The sequence below is a fragment of the Streptomyces sp. R44 genome (genome assembly GCF_041053105.1).
GTDB lineage: Bacteria > Actinomycetota > Actinomycetes > Streptomycetales > Streptomycetaceae > Streptomyces.
Genome location: NZ_CP163444.1, coordinates 1,999,268 through 2,014,979 on the forward strand (window position 1 = coordinate 1,999,268; position 15,712 = coordinate 2,014,979).

A 15,712-nucleotide genomic window follows, 5' to 3' on the forward strand; every position below is an offset into this window, starting at 1 on the left:
CGCCTCCCGACGAGGTCGGGTCAGAGCACCGGACGCCCCGAGCCGGCGGGCTCGATCGCTTCCCGCGTCGCGGGCACGCGCGGCTCGGCCGCCTCGGGGGAAACGGGGCGCTCCGCCGGAGCGGGTGCCGTCGCCGGCGCTCCCGCCGTGTCCCGGGGCTCCGCATCCCGGTCCGGGCCCTCCTGGGCCAGGGCCGCGTCGAAGGCGTCCTCCGGGTCCACCGGGCATTCCATGATCCGGGGCAGCCGCTGGGCCATCAGCGCGCCCACGAGCAGCAGCGCCGCACTCACGAAGAGCGTGACGTGCAGACCGGTCACGAAGGAGTGCCGGGCGGCCTGGTGCAGGGCGTCACCGGCCGTACCGCCGAGCTGGTCGGCGACCTTGTACGCCTCGCCGAGCGAGTTCGCCGCGGCCCGGCTCGCCTCCGCGGGCACCCCGGGGACCGAGGCGAGCCCGGGGGCGTACGCCGCGTTCATCACACTGCCGAGCAGCGCGATGCCCATGCCCGCGCCGAGCTGGTACGAGGTCTCCCCGATCGCGGCCGCGCCGCCCGCGCTCCGCTGCGGCGCCTCGCTGAGCATCGACTCGTACGCCGAGAAGAGCGTGGTCTGCAGGCCGAAGCCGAGCAGCACGAAGCCCACCGTGAGCAGCAGCGGCCGGTCGTGCTGCCCCATGAGCGTGAGCAGCAGCACCGCGGAGGCGGTGAGCAGGAAGCCCCAGCCGACCATCCGGCGCGGCCCGATCCGGCGCAGGGTGTACGAGCCGGTGGCGCCGGCCGCCATGGCGGCGAAGGTCAGCGGGAGGAGCCGGAGCCCGGTCTCCAGAGGGCTGAGGCCGAGGACCAGCTGGAGGTACTGGACGGCGATGAGCTCCAGGCCGACCAGGGCCAGCATGCCGATGACGATGCAGCCGACCGAGGTGGTGAAGGCGGCCCGGGAGAAGAGCCGTATGTCGATCAGCGGGTGCGGGCGCCGCTTCTGCCGCCGCACGAAGAGGACGAGGAGCGCGGCGCCGAGCAGCAGCGGCCCGGCGGTCGACGGGGCGAGCGGCGGGGCGCCGGCCCCGATGTGCTTCACGCCGAGGACGCAGCCGAGCACCCCGGCCGCGGCCATGAGCGCGCCGAGCACGTCCCAGGGGCCGTCGGTGGCGCCCCGGGACTCGGGGAGGAGGCGCCGGCCGAGGGGCAGGATCAGCGCCATCAGCGGGATGTTGATGAGGAAGACGGAGCCCCACCAGTAGTTCTCGACGAGGAAGCCGCCGAGCACGGGTCCGGTCGCGGCGCCGATCGCCGCGGTCGCGGTCCAGATGCCGATCGCGGTGGCCCGCTCCCGCCGGTCGGGAAAGACCGTCCGGAGGATGGAGAGCGTGGCGGGCATGATCATGGCGCCGCCGACGCCGAGCAGCGCGCGGGCTCCGATGAGGACCCCGGGCTCGGTGGCGAGCGCGGCGACCGCCGAGGCGATGCCGAAGAGCGCGTAGCCGAGGAGGAGGATCCTGCGTCTGCCGACCCGGTCGCCGAGGGTGCCGAAGAGGATCAGCAGCGACGCGCAGACCAGGGGGTAGGCGTCGACGATCCAGAGCAGCGCGGTGGAGCTGGGGCGCAGGTCCTCGGTGAGCGAGGGGACGGCGACGTGGAGGATGGTCGCGTCGAGGGCGACCAGGAGAAGGCTGACGCAGAGGACGACGAGGACGACCCAGCGGTTGGCGCCGGCGCCGACGACGGCACGCGGTCGCCCTTGGGCCGTGTTCGTCCGCTGCATATACGTACCTCCCAGTGAAACTCTCGCGCTCGGCGGGCCCCGACCAGGGCGTATGCCCCCTGGGGCGGCCCGGCATCGACGGGCGAGTGAGCCGTCAGCGTACGCGAGTTCAAGGCCCGAGCGCGTGGTGCAGCTCTCACCCCGGCGGGGCTCGCGGTGTGGCGTACGCCACTCGGAGCGGCCCGCGCGTCGCATGGAATTCCGCACGGACGTCTGTTTGAGGAAATTCCCCGGCGTTCAAACACTCTTCCGGAATCGACCCTCGCGACAATAGGGCTGAAGGTCATCGGATTTCCCGACGGACGCCTGGAATAGACCACCCGGTGAGACCCACTCCACATCACACGATCATCACGAAGGGAGCGGAACGACCGGGTCTGCTTCTCACTCCCTGTAACGTCGATTGGGTGCGTACCGACATCTTTGCCCGGCTGGACCGGGAGCCGGAACCGCCGAAGATAGAGGTCCCGCGGATGACCCGCACGCGTCTCGCCCTCTTCGGCGGGACGTCGGCGTTCTATCTCGCCATCGTCGTGGCCGTCCTGCTGTCGACATGGCTGGTGACCCTCGACTGGAAGATCATGCTCTTCCGGCCGTACCAGCAGTGGCCCGAGATCCACGGTTTCCTCGACTACTACGTCGTCCTCGGCCAGCGCGGCCCCACGGCCGTCATGGTGGCCGCCTGGCTGGGCTGGCGCTCCTGGCGCCAGCACACCCTGCGGCCCCTGCTGTGCCTCGGCGCCGCCCTCCTGCTGCTCAACGTCTCGGTGGGCGCGGTCAAGCTCGGACTCGGCCGCCTCGGACCCCACTACGCGACCCAGATCGGCTCGCCCGAGCTCTTCGCGGGCGGTGACATATTCCCCTCGGGGCACACCGCCAACGCGGTCGTGACCTGGGGCATCCTCGCCTACCTGGCGACCACCCCGAGGGCCCGGCGCTATCTGTCGGCGCTCTCCGCCGTGGTCGCGCTCGGGGTCGGCCTCACCACCGTGTACCTGGGCACGCACTGGCTGAGCGACGTGCTGCTCGGCTGGGCCGCCGGACTCCTCGTCCTGCTCGCGCTGCCCTGGTGCGAGCCGGTCCTCGCGGTGTCGGAGGCCTGGATCCTGGCCGCGCGCGACCGGGTGCGGGAGCGGCTGCGGGACCGCCGCCGGCTGGTGCCCTCGCTGCCCGTGGCCTCCGGTGGGCCGCGCCCGGTCCGGGAACCGGTCCGCGAGCCCGTACGGGAGCCGGTACGGGAGCCCGTGGGGGTGGCCGGCGGCCGGCGCGCCCCGGCGACCCGCGGCTGACACACGTACGGAAGGGCCCCGGCCGGATCGGCCGGGGCCCTTTCGCGTGCGGTCCCGCAGGCCCCTCAGCCGAGCCAGCAGCGGGTGACGGTGCCGTCCTCGACCTCGAAGTTGATGCGCCCGGAGAGGTACTCCATGGTGATGATCGAGCCGGGCGGCAGGGACCGGACGACGCTCCATCCGCGGGTCCTGGCGAGCCGCTCGGCCCCTCCGGCGTCGAGGCCCACATAGGACTCGGGAGCATCGCGGGGCGGTTCGGGAGTGCGCGAAGTGGGTGACATGAACCTCACGTTAGTCCCTCGGCGGTCACGCTTGTGTCACAAGTTCTCGACATAAGTCCGCCCGGTCCGCCGTCCCCTCCGAGGGCTGTTTCCGGCCGTTTCTCCAGTAATTCCGCACGGCATCCATCAGTTCGCACGAAGGGTTCAGAAGTGCGGCCAAGGCGCCTTCAATTCCGCCTTCCCGCAAGCTCGTCCCGAATTGCCTCGGCGACGCGCGCCCGAGGCGCACACTCTTCCCTTACACAATGCTTACGCTGGCCGAACGCCCGGAGACGCGGAGCCGGGACCACGGCGAGGCGGAGGCAGGGATGGGCAACGGGGCAGCGACCGCGACCGTCGAATCGGCCCGGCAACGGCACGGCCGCATCCTGATCGACTGGCTCACCACGACCGACCACAAGAAGATCGGCCACCTGTATCTGGCCACCTCGTTCCTCTTCTTCCTGGCCGCCGGGCTCATGGCGATGCTGATGCGGGCCGAGCTGGCCCGCCCCGGGCTCCAGCTCGTCTCGAACCAGGTGTTCAACCAGGCCTTCACCCTGCACGGAACGATCATGCTGCTGCTCTTCGCGACGCCCACCTTCGCCGGCTTCGCGAACGAGCTGGTGCCGCTGCAGATCGGCTCCCCCGACGTCGCCTTCCCGCGGCTCAACATGTTCTCGTACTGGCTGTTCCTCTTCGGCGGCCTGATGGTCCTCGGCTCCTTCCTCACCCCCACCGGGCCCGCCGCCTTCGGCTGGACCGCCTACGCCCCGCTGAACAGCCTGGAGCGGTCACCGGGCGTCGGTGTCGACCTGTGGATCATGGGGCTCGCGCTCTCCGGCTTCGGCACGATCCTCACCTCGGTGAACTTCCTCGCCACCATCGTCTGCATGCGGGCGCCCGGCATGACGATGTTCCGGATGCCGATCTTCACCTGGAACATCCTCTTCACCACGATCCTGGTGCTCGCCGCCTTCCCCGTCCTCGCGGCGGCGCTGCTCGTCCTGGAGGCCGACCGGCGTCTCGGCGCCCTGGTCTTCCAGCCCGAGAACGGCGGGGCGCTGCTCTGGCAGCACCTCTTCTGGTTCTTCGGCCACCCCGAGGTCTACATCATCGCGCTGCCGTTCTTCGGGATCGTCAGCGAGATCATCCCGGTCTTCTCCCGGAAGCCGATCTTCGGGTACGCGACGCTGGTCGCCGCCACCATGACGATCACCGGGCTCTCGGTGGTGGTCTGGGCCCACCACATGTTCGCGACGGGCGCGGTGCTGCTGCCGTTCTTCTCGCTGCTGTCGTTCCTCATCGCGGTGCCCACCGGGGTGAAGTTCTTCAACTGGACCGGGACGATGCTGCGCGGCTCGCTCTCCTTCGAGACCCCGATGCTCTGGTCCGTCGGCTTCCTGGTGTCCTTCCTCTTCGGCGGGCTCACCGGCGTCATCCTCGCCTCGCCGCCGATGGACTTCCAGGTCACCGACTCGTACTTCGTGGTCGCCCACTTCCACTACACGGTCTTCGGCACGGTGGTCTTCGCGACCTTCGCCGGCTTCTACTTCTGGTGGCCCAAGTTCACCGGCCGGATGCTCGACGAGCGGCTCGGGAAGATCCACTTCTGGACCCTCTTCGTCGGCTTCCACACCACGTTCCTGGTGCAGCACTGGCTGGGCGCGGAGGGCATGCCCCGCCGATACGCCGACTACCTGGCGGCCGACGGCTTCACGACGCTCAACACGGTCTCCTCCATCGGCGCCTTCCTGCTCGGCGCGTCCACCCTGCCGTTCCTCTACAACGTCTGGCGGACCTGGCGGTACGGCGAGAAGGTCGAGGTCGACGACCCCTGGGGCTTCGGGCGCTCCCTCGAATGGGCGACCTCCTGCCCGCCGCCCCGGCACAACTTCGAGTCCGTGCCCCGGATCCGCTCCGAGTCGCCCGCCTTCGACCTCCACCACCCGGAGTTCGCCGCGTACGAACGGATGCGGATCAGCCCTCCGAGCGATCGAGGGCCCGGGACAGGCGGTCCCTCAGCGCCCGCACGGCCTCGGTGAGCTCGGACGGCTCGACCACCTCGAACTCGAAGCCCATGAACATCACGTGGAACACCATCATGTCGAGGGTGCGCGCCCCCGTCCGCAGCAGGCAGGCGTCCTCGCCGTCCGCCGTCAGGACGCCGTCCAGCGGGCCGACGACGGCGGCCGCCTCGGCGAGCGGGACGAAGAGCCGGACGGTCGCCTCCTCCGCGTAGGCGGAACCGGACACCCCCTTCGCCACATAGGCGGCGAGGTCCTCGGCGGGCGGCTCGCGGGGCGGGAAACGGGGACCGTGCGGCGGGGCCGGCTCGATCCGGTCGGCCCGGAACGTACGCCAGTCGCCCCGGTCCAGGTCCCAGGCGACGAGATACCAGCGCCGCTCCGTGCAGACCAACCGGTGCGGCTCGACGGTCCTGCGGGTGGCCGTGCCGCCGTGGTCGCGGTAGGCGAAGCGGAGCCGCTCGCTGTCCCGGCAGGCGTTGGCCAGCTCGGTGAGGACGGCCGGGTCGACGCGCTCGCCGGGGGTACGGAGCAGGGGGACCGTGAAGGCGTTGAGCGCCCCGATCCGGCGCCGGAGCCGGCCCGGCAGCACCTGCTCCAACTTGGCCAAGGCACGCACAGAACTCTCGCCGATGCCCTCGACCCCCTGCCCGGCGGCGGACCGCAGCCCGACCGCCACGGCGACGGCCTCCTCGTCGTCGAGGAGCAGCGGCGGCAGCTCGGCCCCGGCCCCGAGCTGGTACCCGCCGCCCGTGCCGGGACTGGCGTGCACGGGATAACCGAGCTCCCGCAGCCGGCCGACGTCCCGCCGCACGGTCCTCGGGGTGACCCCGAGCCGCTCGGCGAGATCCTCACCGGACCACTCGCGATGGGCCTGAAGCAACGACAGCAGCCGCAGCAGCCGCGCGGAGGTCTCCAACATGCGGGCGAGTCTGCCACGCCCCGTTGTGGGCAGGCGTTCCGCAAGGGGCGGTGCCCACCCCGTTGTGGGCATGCGTTCCGCCGGGGCGGAACGGGTGGGCACAACGGAACGGCGCTCCTGCCGGCGCCAGAGGCTCCCGCGCCTGAACCCGCACCACTGGTGCCGTACAGCAGGTGCTGGTCCAGGCGCGGAACGCGGAGGCGCCGCTGGGCGCGCCGTCCCGTGTGCCCACCCGTCCCGCCCCAGCGGGACGATTGCCCACACGGGGGGGGTGGGCCCCACACGGGCGCGGCCGCGTCAGCGGAGGCGGCGGACGATTCGGCCCGCTCTCGCCTTCTGGGCGTAGATCGCGTCGATCAGGCGACCAAGCCCCCGGTGCACCCGAACCCGCCCCGGCGAGTGGACGCGACGGCTCGCGCCCCGAGCGACCAGCTCCGACCACAGCGCCTCGTGCCGCGCGGCGATCCGCACCGGGTCGAAGCGTTCGGACGCGGCGAGCGCCGCCCGCCCCGCCTTGGCCCGCAGCTCGTCGTCCGAGATGAGCTCGCGCAGCGCGGAAGCGACCGCGGCGACGTCGGCGACCGGCACGAGCCGCCCGTCGACCCCGTCCTCGATGATCTCGCGCGGCCCGTAGGGGCAGTCGGTGGAGACGACGGGCAGCCCGCACCGCATCGCCTCGACGATCGTCATGCCGAAGGACTCCCGCTCGGAGGTCACGGCGGCGATGGAGCCCTTGGCCCATTCGGGTTCCATGGGGGTGACCGAGCCCATGAGGAAGGCCTGCCCCTCCAGGCCGCGCTCCTTGATCTGCCGGGTCAGCGGGGCCCTGAGGTCCTGGACCGCGTCGCCGGAGCCGTAGATCCGCAGTTTCCAGTCGGGATGGTCGGCGGCCACGGACGCGAAGGCGTCGATCAGCACGTCGTACCGCTTGACCCTGGTCAGCCGCCCCGCCGCGACGACGGTCCGCGCCGCGAGGTCGGCGGGCGGAACCGAGGGCGCGGGCACGCTGTTGGGGACGGCCTCGACGCGGACGCCGGGCAGGGCGAGCCGCCGGTACGCGCGGGCGTCGGCCTCGGTGACGGTGGTGACGGCGTCGAGGAGCGCGTACTCGTGGCCGATGTCCCGGCGCAGCCGGTAGCTGTGGCCGTCCAGGATCAGGTGCTCCTGGCCGACGAGGACGGGCCCCCGGCGGGCCTGCCGGGCGAGGTGCACGTTGAGCCCGGGGCGGGTGGCGACGAGGACGTCGGCCTCCACTCCGCGCAGGTATTCGCCGATCCGGGTGTCGGTGAGCGCGCTGTACTGCTTCCAGCGGCCGTCGCCGCGCGGGAAGACCTGGGCGGGACGGTGGAAGTCGGGGTCGTCGCCGTCGTATCCGGGGCTGTCCCGGCGCAGGTCGACGAGGTGGCGCAGGGTCACCCCCGACGGGAGGCCGAGGTGCGGCCGGTCCCGGTGGCGGAACACCGAGACGATCTCGACCTCGTGACGTTCCGCCAGTTCCTCGGCGAGGGTGAACGTGGTCCGGATCGTGCCGCCGTAGTGATAGCCGTTGTGAAGCAGAAAGGAGATACGCATCGCGCCGCCGGTTCCCCCCGGTCAGTCGGTGTTCTTTCGATCGGTCGGTGCCCGACTGTACTGCGGGTCCGCGGCCGCCTTTCACGGACGGTAGCCGAGCTGGGGGACGGTCGCGCAGTTCTCCGTCATGTCTCCCTGGCTCACCCAGCCCCGTCCGTCCTGCCAACGGGCCACGGACAGACAGGTGTTACGGCTGGCGGGCGGCCGGGGCAGCCGCTCGAACCGTACGGGGAGCAGCAGTCCGCGCGCGGTGTACGGCTCCGGACGGTTCATGAACTCCTCGACGCAGCCGCGGGTGAGCGCGCCCCGGGCGAGGCAGGAGCGGGCGGCGTCGGTGAACCACATGGCCGCCGCCCAGCCCTCCAGCTGCCACTGGGACAGCGGCCGGTCCCCCATCGCCGTCCGGAACTCGTGGACCGCCGGCTGCGCGGTGTCCTGGTAGTTGCGGCTGGATCCCGTCACCCACAGCGAGGCCCGGCAGCCGGGCGCCCGGGCGTAGTCGCGGGGGACGGCCGAGGACCAGTTCTGCACGTTCGTCACCTTGGCGGAGACCCGGACCCCGAGCGTCTCCATCGCCTCGCACAGCCGCACGTTGCCGTGGGTGTCCATGGCGTCGAAGACGAGGTCGACGTGCTCGGCCCGCAGATCGGCGGCGACCGCGCGGAAGTTGGGCAGCGCGAAGTCGACCTGTTCCTCGACGACCCGGTAGCCCTCGGTGCGCAGGCCGCGTGCGACGAGCCGGGCGTAGGCGGCGGACGCGGCCTGGTTGTAGGAGACGACGGCGGCGGTCCGCGCGCCCAGCTTCTCGCGGAACCAGTGGTAGACCTCGGTCCCGCCGTACAGCGTGCCGTTCCAGCCGGGCGCGCGGCCGGTGCGCGGGGCGGAGCTGCCGTAGATGCCGTAGAGGTGCGGATAGGTGTCGTAGGCGGGGGTGAGGGGCTGGCCTCCGATGTCGGGGACGCCGGCCCGGGCGACGAGGGGCGCGCCCGCGTAGTTCAGGGCGGTGGTGGCGACGAGGGCGAAGACGCCGCGCTCGTCGACGAGCCGGTGCACGCAGGCGTTGTTGCCGACGCCGCTGCCGCCGTCGTCGCAGGTCTCGACCTCGATCCGGCGTCCGTCGAGGCCACCGCGCGCGTTGAGGGCGTCGAACCAGGCACGGGCTCCGTCGCGCGGGCCGGTGAAGGTCTCCCCGCCGACGGGGCTGGTGGTGCTGGTGATGATCCCGACGCGGAGCGGCTCACCGCCGGAGGGGTTGACGGTGGGCCGCGTCTCGAAGGCGCGCTCCGGGAGCCGGCTGCCGCATCCCGTGAGGAGGGTGAGGAGCACGGCCAGGAGCAGCGCCGCGATCGCCTCAGCAGCCCGGAACGGTGACACCGCTCAGCTCGACCAGGCCGCACAGGGTCTTCATGGAGACCTTCCAGGTGTCGTTCTGGAGGACGGAGGTGCCCTTGGAGCCGGGCAGGGCTGGGGAGCCGCCGACCAGGAGGTCGTAGGTGACGTTCGCGTCGGTGGCCGAGGTGAACTCGATGCCGGTGACCTTCGCGGAGGTCATGGCCGCGTTCTTGTCGGCGGCGAAGGCACCGAGCACGGGCCGCAGCTGCTCCCCGTTCTCCAGGAGCTTCACCTTCTCGGCGACGGGGGTCCTCGGGTCGAAGAACGCCGTCCAGTTCTTGGTGATCTGGGCCTTGGCGGCGACCGGGTCGGCGGGACCGACCGTCGGCGGGGAGGACGAGACCGTGCCGCCCGTCTTCCCGCCGTTGTCGTCGGAGCAGCTCGCGAGAGCGGGCGCCAGGGCGAGGACGGCGACGGTCCCGAGGACCGCGAGGCGGCGGCGTCCACCGAGTCGTACGACAGCCATCTGGTCACCACCGGATGTCGCGCCGGTCCGGAGCCGGTCCGGAGCGGCTGGTGTTTCCAGGGTGAGACGGATCGGGGCATAGTGCAAGGAAAGGGAAGACAAGGGGACGCCAACGAAAGGGCAGGGGGAGGAGACGAGGGAGGCCCCGGTGCCGACATCCCGGATCCTGCTGTGGAGCGGTCTCGCGGCGGCCGCCGGGGGCGCGGTGCTCAGTGCGCTCGGCTGGTACGGGATCTCCGGCGAGCGGTTCGCGGAGCGCCAGCTGCCCTATCTGGCCTCGTGCACGGTGCCGGGGGCGGCGCTCCTGGTGGCGGGCGCGGTCCTCGTGGCGGCGGCCGCGCTGCTTCCCGTACGCCCTCCGGAGCCGAGTCCCCCGCCTCCGGAGGAGACTCCCCGGCCGTCCTCGGACGGCCCCCTCCTGCGGGTCCCGGCGGGGACGCTCGCGCACCGCCCCGACTGCCCGCTGGTGGCGGGCAAGGCGGAGGCCGTGGAAGCGGGGGACGCGGAGCTGGCGCCCTGCCCGGTGTGTGAACCGTGGCCTCCCTGACGTACGAGCTGACGCTCGCCGGCCTCGCGGTCGGCAGCGCCGCCGCGCTCACCGGCATCGGACTCGTCGTCACCTACCGCGCGACGGGCGTGCTGAACCTGGCGCACGGCGCCGTCGCCATGGTCTGCGCGTATGTGCTCCGCCAGCTGGTGGTCGACTGGGGCTGGCCGCTGCCCCCGGCGGCCCTCGTCACGCTCCTGGTCGTGGCCCCCGCGCTCGGTCTGGTCCTCGACCGCGGCGTCTTCCGCCCCCTCGCGCTCCGCGGCTCGAACCCGGCGCAGACCCTGGTGGCGACGATCGGCGTCTTCGTCCTCCTGGTCGGCGGCGCGGTCCTGCTCTGGGGCCCGGGCGCCCGGGCCGACGCGCCGGTGCTGCTCGGCGACGATCCCTGGGCCCAGCTCGCGGCGGTCCTGGCGCTGGCCTTCCTGATGGGGGCGGTGACCCGGTGGACCCGGTTCGGCCGGGAGCTGAGGGCGGTCGTCGACAACCGGCCGCTCGCCGTCCTGGCGGGGATCGACGCGGACCGGGTCGCGGCGGCGGGCTGGGCGTTCGGCTCGTTCACGGCCGGGCTCACGGGCGTCCTGCTCGCCCCGTACGTACGGCTCGACCCGTACGGGATGCCGCTGCTCGTCGTCGAGGTGATCGCGGTCGCGGTGATCGCCCGGATGCGGTCCCTGCCGGTCGCGGTGGGGGCGGCGCTCGCGATCGGGGTGGCCCAGGCCCAGCTGACCCGGCTTCACCCGGAGGGCTGGGCGGGACCGCTGCTCCAGGCCGTCGGGGCGAACCTGTTCGTGGTGGCGCTCCTGGTGGCGGCGCTCGTCCTGCCGGGCGTCGGCGGCAAGGGCCGGGACGCGCTGCCGCCGCCGTCGCGCGCCACGCGCGTGCCGACGGCCCTGTGGCTGGTGGTGGGCGTCCTGCTCCTCCTCCCCCTGGGCCTGGCGGGCTCGGACCTGCACACGGCGATCCAGGTCCCGGCGCTCGCCGTGATCCTGCTGTCCCTCGTGGTGGTGGCGGGCCGGGGCGGGCAGATCGCCCTGGGCCAGGCGGCGTACGCGGGCCTGGGCGCCCTGTTCACCGCGCTCCTGGCGGCAGCGGGGATCCCGACGCTCCTGGCCCTGGGACTCACGGTGCCGATGGTGGCGGTCACGGGCCTGGTGACGGGCCGGCCGGCGATCCGGCGGCACGGCCTGGCGCTCGCCCTGGCGACCCTGGCCGTGGGGGTGGCGGTGAGCCGCTTCGTCCTGACCCAGCCGTACGCGACGGCCGGCGTGACCCTCGGCCGCCCGGCGGGCTTCTCCGACGACCGCGCCTACTACGCCCTGGAACTGGTCGTCCTGGCCGGCTGCCTGGCGTCGGTGGCGGCCCTCCGCCGGGGCCGCACCGGCCGCGCGCTCGCCGCCCTCCGGGACCACGAACCGGGCGCCGAGGCGGCGGGCGTCCCGGTGCCCCGCCTCAAGCTCCTCGCCTTCGTCCTGGGCGCGGCCCTGGCGGCCCTGGGCGGCGGGCTCCTGGGCATGGGCCTGCGCGCCTTCGACCCGGAGCAGTACGACCCGGTGCGCGGCCTGCTCTGGTTCGCGGCGGTCCTGGTCCTGGGCGCGGACAGCCTCCTGACCCCGCTGGCCGCGGCGGCCCTCCTGACGACCCTGGACGCGGGCCCCCAGGCGGGCACGGCGGCGGCCCTGATCGGCCTCCTGGCCACCCTGACGGGCAGGATCCCCCCACTGACGAACCTGCTGCCGAAGGCCCGGAGGGCCGTGGCGGGCGGCGGGAACACCCCCCTCCACGGCCCGCCGCCCGCCGAGGGCGCGGCACCCTCCACGGGAAGACCCGCACCTCGGTCGACAACCCGCACGGGCGGTGCGGGTGGGAACCCCGGACCGGCCGAAGGCCGGACGCACCCCCACGGCCCGCCGCCCGCCGCCCGCCCGGCACCGCCCACGGCACGGGCAGGACCCGCGCGCTCCCCGCACCCGACGCCCCCGCCCGCGCCCTCGTACTCGTCCTCGCCCGGCCAGGGCCTCCGCGTCGACGACCTCACCCTCACCTACCCCGGCGGGGTCACCGCCCTCTCCCACGTCACCCTCGTCCTCGCCCCCGCCCGCGTCACCGCCCTCGTCGGACCCAACGGCGCCGGCAAGAGCACCCTCTTCGACTGTCTCGCCGGGACCCTCCGGCCCCGCCGCGGCCAGGGCCGGGTCACGCTCGACGGCACCGACATCACCGCCCGGTCCGCGCACGCCCGGACCCGCCTCGGCATCGCCCGCACCTTCCAGCGGCTCGCCGTCTTCCCGTCCCTCACCGTCGAGGAGAACGTCCGCCTCGGCGAGGAGCAGAAGAGCCGGCACGGGGACCCGGACGCCGTGGAGCGGAGCCTCCGGCTGTTCGGGCTCGCCGGACCCGTACGGCACCGGCCGGCGGCGGACCTGCCCACCGGCACCCTGCGCCGCGTCGAGCTGGCCCGCGCCCTGGCCGGCCGGCCGCACACGCTCCTCCTCGACGAACCGGCCGCCGGCCTCGACGCCGCCGAGACCGCCGCGCTCGCCCGGATCCTGGCGGCCCTCGCTGCGGACGGCCTGACGGTCCTGGTGGTGGAGCACGACCCCGACCTGGTCGCCGGGATCGCGGACACGGTGCACACCATGGAGGGAGGCCGGATCCTGTCGTGAGCGTCGAGATGGCCCTGCGCGCGGCCAGGGTCCGCTACGGCCCCCTGGAGGCCCTGCACGGCCTCGACCTGCCCGTACCGGCCGGGACGGTCACGGTCCTCCTGGGCCGCAACGGCGCGGGCCGGACGACGGCCCTGCGCGCCCTCGCCGGGACGGTGGGCCTGACGGCGGGCCGGGTGGAGTGGCGCGGGGCGGACGTCACCCGGCTGCCGGCGCACGCACGGGCGCGCCGAGGCCTCTGCTTCGTACCGGACCTGCGGGCGGTGTACGCGGGCCTGACCGTCGCCGAGAACCTCGCCCTCGCCGCACCCGGGGTCCCCGCGCCCGACGCCACCGCCCCGTACCCCGAGCTCGTCGCGCTGCTGCCGAGAACCGCCGGGACCCTCTCCGGCGGGGAGCGCCGGATGCTGGCGCTGTCCCGCGCGCTGCTCTCCCGCGCGCGCGTGGTGCTGGTCGACGAGCCGTCGCTCGGCATGGCCCCGCCGGTCGCGGCCCGTACGTACCGGATGCTCGCCGCGCTCGCCCAGGACCGCGGGGCGGCCGTGGTCCTGGCCGAGCAGCGCGTACCGGACGGGCTGCCGCCCGGCTCGCTCGTGCACGAGCTGCGGCGCGGCTCCCGCGCGTCGAGCGGGGAGCCGGCCGAGTACCGGTGACACCTCAGAGCGGGGCGATCCGCAGCATCGTGCCGACGACGATCCGGTTCGGATCGGCCCCGATGACGCTCCGGTTCGCCGCGTACAGCGCCTGCCAGCCGCCCTTGACCGCGAAGCGGCGGGCGATCGAGCCGAGGGTGTCGCCGGGCTGGACGGTGTGGACCCGCCCGTACAGGCCGTACCGCCGGGAACAGACGGGCCAGGCCCCCCACCCCTGGGTGCGCAGCACCTCCTCGGCGACGGTGATCTGCTGCTGCCGGGTCGCCAGGTCCGCGCGCCGGGCGTACTTCAGTCCGCCGTGCTCGACCCACGTGGGGTGCCAGAACTGGAGCCCGCCGTAGAAGCCGTTGCCGGTGTTGGTGTGCCAGTTCCCGCTGCTCTCGCACTCGGCGACACAGCCCCACGGCCACTGGTCCCGCGCACAGGCGTACGCGGGCACGGCGGCGGCCTCCCGGAGCGCGTCCGGCACGTCCAGGAGCGCCTCGGAGACCTCCTCCCGGGCGACGACCGCAGCGGGCACGTCCCCTGCTCCGGGAGACGCGTCCCGTGCCTGGGCCGCAGCCGGCACGGGGGCCAGCGACAGGAGCGCGGCCGCGGACGCCGCCACGAGGGAACCGGCCGTCCAAAATCGGATCTTCGACATCGGGGAAGGCTAGGCAGCACCCCGGCACCCCCGGCCCGTGCCGCGCGGAACACTGTTCACACCCCACCCGGTCGGAGTCACGCGCCCCCTCGCACACGCCACTGGCAAGTTGCCTCGGTTCCGCGCGTGACCCCGGCCGAGGCTGGCCCGTTGAACTCGTCATGAGACGCCCGGGAACGGCCCGGCGTCCCCCCGTACCGAGTCCAGGGAGCCCCCCGTGCCGCGCATGCTCGACGTCAGCGAGGACGTACGCGCCGAGATCGGCGACGAAGAAGCGGACCGGCTGCTCGCCGGCGACAACGCCCCGGGCAGCTACGACTGCACCTCCTGCCGCACGCCGGGGGACTCCGAGCAGGAGCGCACCAGCACGGTGCTGTTCGTCGGCGAGGAGACCGCGGTCCTCGCGTTCGCCCACGCCAGCTGCATCCCGTCCCAGGTCGTCAAGGTCGAGGAGGCGCAGCTCCAGGGCGCCGTCGCCTCCATCACGGCCTCCGACGCCGCCGACGCGCTCTCCGCCGCCCACCCCGAGCAGGCCGTGCTCGGCGTCACCAGCGGTCTCGTCCTGATCGAGGGCGAGCTGCACCCGGCGCTCGTCGTGGAGCCGACCGCGCCGGTGGCCCGCCCGGGTTCGGACGGCCTCACCGACGAGTTCCTGCCGCTCCTGGCCGAGCAGGGCTTCCAGCCGGTCATGAGCCTGGGCGAGAAGCCGGCGGTGCTGCCGGGCTGGTCGGTCCTGGTCGCCATGGGCCAGCTGCACTCCGTGCTCCAGCCGGGTCCCGGCGGTGCCGGTCAGGCCGCCTGGTGGCAGGCGCACCAGCCGCTCCAGGTCACCGAGGGCTGGCGTGCGGCGGCCAACAAGTCGCACACGGTCCTGGTCTTCGCCGCCCCGGTGGGCTCGATCGGCCAGCAGCCGCGCGAGGACCTGCTGCGCGACGCCCTGGAGAAGGCCGCCGCGAACGGCCGCCTGGTCGCCGCCGCGATGCCGCTGGCCGGCACCTGATGGAAGACGGCCGGCCCGGCATAGGGCGGGCGGGGCTCTCCGGGACGGGGGCGGGGCCGGGCGTGCCGACCGTGCCGCGTCCCCGGAGCGCTCCCCTTTCGGAGAGCCGCCCGCATCCGACGGGCGGCGGTGTCGTTGGCACCTATGTGCACCCATACGACCCGTTCCTCCAGCCGTATCCGAGCCCGATCCCTGCGATGCGCCCCGCGCAGGACGTCACGGCGGGCCCGTCGCCCACGCCGATCTACGACGCCCTGTACTCGGAGTACCGCAGGTCGTTCCGTACGCTGCCGGGCGACCGCAGCGGCGAGGAGGAACTGGGCTTCCGGGCCTTCGGCACCGTCCTGAGCACGGCCTTGTACGGGCAGGGGCACCGGCACGCGGCGGCGTATCCGACGGCATGGTCGGCGCAGCAGCACCCGCCGGCCCAGGCGGCACTGCCACCGGGACCGCGCAGGGGCCTCTAGGGCGGAAGAACGTACGGCGGAGGGCCGGGACCTGAGTCCCGGCCCTCC

14 protein-coding genes are annotated in these 15,712 nt (G+C 73.7%); 7 read left to right on the forward strand and 7 right to left on the reverse strand.

Annotated elements, in window-relative coordinates:
- Window positions 1-20 precede the first annotated feature (20 nt).
- Window positions 21-1,760 carry an MFS transporter gene (locus AB5J54_RS09280; protein ID WP_369143429.1) on the reverse strand — a complete coding sequence of 580 codons (1,740 nt, stop codon included), beginning with the start codon at window positions 1,758-1,760 and terminating at the stop codon, window positions 21-23.
- Window positions 1,761-2,167: 407 nt separating this feature from the next.
- Here AB5J54_RS09280 and AB5J54_RS09285 point away from each other — a divergent pair, with 407 nt between their 5' ends.
- A complete protein-coding gene (locus AB5J54_RS09285; protein WP_369143430.1) occupies window positions 2,168-3,049 on the forward strand; it encodes a phosphatase PAP2 family protein in 882 nt (293 codons plus the stop codon).
- A 65-nt stretch (window positions 3,050-3,114) separates the two neighbouring features.
- On the opposite strand, the gene AB5J54_RS09290 is transcribed toward AB5J54_RS09285, so the two are convergent.
- Complete coding sequence (locus AB5J54_RS09290; protein ID WP_369143431.1) at window positions 3,115-3,330, reverse strand: I78 family peptidase inhibitor; 216 nt, start codon at window positions 3,328-3,330, stop codon at window positions 3,115-3,117.
- Between the two features lie 308 nt (window positions 3,331-3,638).
- On the opposite strand from AB5J54_RS09290, the gene ctaD reads away from it, so the two are divergent.
- Window positions 3,639-5,354, forward strand: a complete 1,716-nt coding sequence (ctaD, locus tag AB5J54_RS09295; RefSeq protein ID WP_369149270.1) for a cytochrome c oxidase subunit I — start codon at window positions 3,639-3,641, stop codon at window positions 5,352-5,354.
- On the opposite strand, the gene AB5J54_RS09300 is transcribed toward ctaD, so the two are convergent.
- The 4 genes from AB5J54_RS09300 to AB5J54_RS09315 all read right to left on the reverse strand — a co-directional run bounded on the left by AB5J54_RS09300 (window position 5,290) and on the right by AB5J54_RS09315 (window position 9,688).
- On the reverse strand, window positions 5,290-6,258 hold the full coding sequence (locus AB5J54_RS09300) for a helix-turn-helix transcriptional regulator (protein WP_369143432.1): 969 nt from the start codon (window positions 6,256-6,258) through the stop codon (window positions 5,290-5,292). The two genes, ctaD and AB5J54_RS09300, sit on opposite strands and share 65 nt — an antisense overlap.
- Before the next feature lie 297 nt (window positions 6,259-6,555).
- On the reverse strand, window positions 6,556-7,830 hold the full coding sequence (locus tag AB5J54_RS09305) for a glycosyltransferase (protein WP_369143433.1): 1,275 nt from the start codon (window positions 7,828-7,830) through the stop codon (window positions 6,556-6,558).
- Between the two features lie 81 nt (window positions 7,831-7,911).
- Entirely contained in the window at window positions 7,912-9,204 is a 1,293-nt protein-coding gene (locus tag AB5J54_RS09310; RefSeq protein ID WP_369143434.1) for an ABC transporter substrate-binding protein, read from the reverse strand.
- Complete coding sequence (locus AB5J54_RS09315) at window positions 9,182-9,688, reverse strand: hypothetical protein (RefSeq protein WP_369143435.1); 507 nt, start codon at window positions 9,686-9,688, stop codon at window positions 9,182-9,184. Before AB5J54_RS09315 ends, AB5J54_RS09310 begins: the two co-directional genes overlap by 23 nt.
- Before the next feature lie 148 nt (window positions 9,689-9,836).
- Here AB5J54_RS09315 and AB5J54_RS09320 point away from each other — a divergent pair, with 148 nt between their 5' ends.
- The 3 genes from AB5J54_RS09320 to AB5J54_RS09330 are packed head-to-tail and all read left to right on the forward strand — an operon-like array spanning window position 9,837 to window position 13,554.
- Window positions 9,837-10,235 (forward strand): hypothetical protein, encoded by a 399-nt coding sequence (locus AB5J54_RS09320; RefSeq protein ID WP_369143436.1) that lies wholly within the window; start codon window positions 9,837-9,839, stop codon window positions 10,233-10,235.
- Window positions 10,223-12,901, forward strand: a complete 2,679-nt coding sequence (locus tag AB5J54_RS09325) for an ATP-binding cassette domain-containing protein (protein WP_369143437.1) — start codon at window positions 10,223-10,225, stop codon at window positions 12,899-12,901. Before AB5J54_RS09320 ends, AB5J54_RS09325 begins: the two co-directional genes overlap by 13 nt.
- A complete protein-coding gene (locus AB5J54_RS09330; protein ID WP_369143438.1) occupies window positions 12,898-13,554 on the forward strand; it encodes an ABC transporter ATP-binding protein in 657 nt (218 codons plus the stop codon). The genes AB5J54_RS09325 and AB5J54_RS09330 overlap by 4 nt, the downstream gene beginning before the upstream one ends.
- 4 nt (window positions 13,555-13,558) lie before the next feature.
- Here the strand turns inward: AB5J54_RS09330 and AB5J54_RS09335 are convergent, their stop codons facing one another.
- Entirely contained in the window at window positions 13,559-14,197 is a 639-nt protein-coding gene (locus AB5J54_RS09335) for a transglycosylase family protein (RefSeq protein ID WP_369143439.1), read from the reverse strand.
- 217 nt (window positions 14,198-14,414) lie between these two features.
- Here AB5J54_RS09335 and AB5J54_RS09340 point away from each other — a divergent pair, with 217 nt between their 5' ends.
- Window positions 14,415-15,197, forward strand: coding sequence for a hypothetical protein (locus AB5J54_RS09340; protein ID WP_369143440.1), 783 nt, complete (start codon window positions 14,415-14,417; stop codon window positions 15,195-15,197).
- 197 nt (window positions 15,198-15,394) lie between these two features.
- Window positions 15,395-15,664, forward strand: coding sequence for a hypothetical protein (locus AB5J54_RS09345; RefSeq protein WP_369143441.1), 270 nt, complete (start codon window positions 15,395-15,397; stop codon window positions 15,662-15,664).
- The last annotated feature ends 48 nt before the right edge of the window (window positions 15,665-15,712 follow it).

Bases quoted from the DNA above. Each gene is read 5' to 3' on its own strand.
- AB5J54_RS09280 (WP_369143429.1), bottom strand. From the start codon at position 1,760: ATGCAGCGGACGAACACGGCCCAAGGGCGACCGCGTGCCGTCGTCGGC.
- AB5J54_RS09290 (WP_369143431.1), bottom strand. From the start codon at position 3,330: ATGTCACCCACTTCGCGCACTCCCGAACCGCCCCGCGATGCTCCCGAG.
- ctaD (WP_369149270.1), top strand. From the start codon at position 3,639: ATGGGCAACGGGGCAGCGACCGCGACCGTCGAATCGGCCCGGCAACGG.
- AB5J54_RS09300 (WP_369143432.1), bottom strand. From the start codon at position 6,258: ATGTTGGAGACCTCCGCGCGGCTGCTGCGGCTGCTGTCGTTGCTTCAG.
- AB5J54_RS09305 (WP_369143433.1), bottom strand. From the start codon at position 7,830: ATGCGTATCTCCTTTCTGCTTCACAACGGCTATCACTACGGCGGCACG.
- AB5J54_RS09315 (WP_369143435.1), bottom strand. From the start codon at position 9,688: ATGGCTGTCGTACGACTCGGTGGACGCCGCCGCCTCGCGGTCCTCGGG.
- AB5J54_RS09335 (WP_369143439.1), bottom strand. From the start codon at position 14,197: ATGTCGAAGATCCGATTTTGGACGGCCGGTTCCCTCGTGGCGGCGTCC.
- AB5J54_RS09345 (WP_369143441.1), top strand. From the start codon at position 15,395: ATGCGCCCCGCGCAGGACGTCACGGCGGGCCCGTCGCCCACGCCGATC.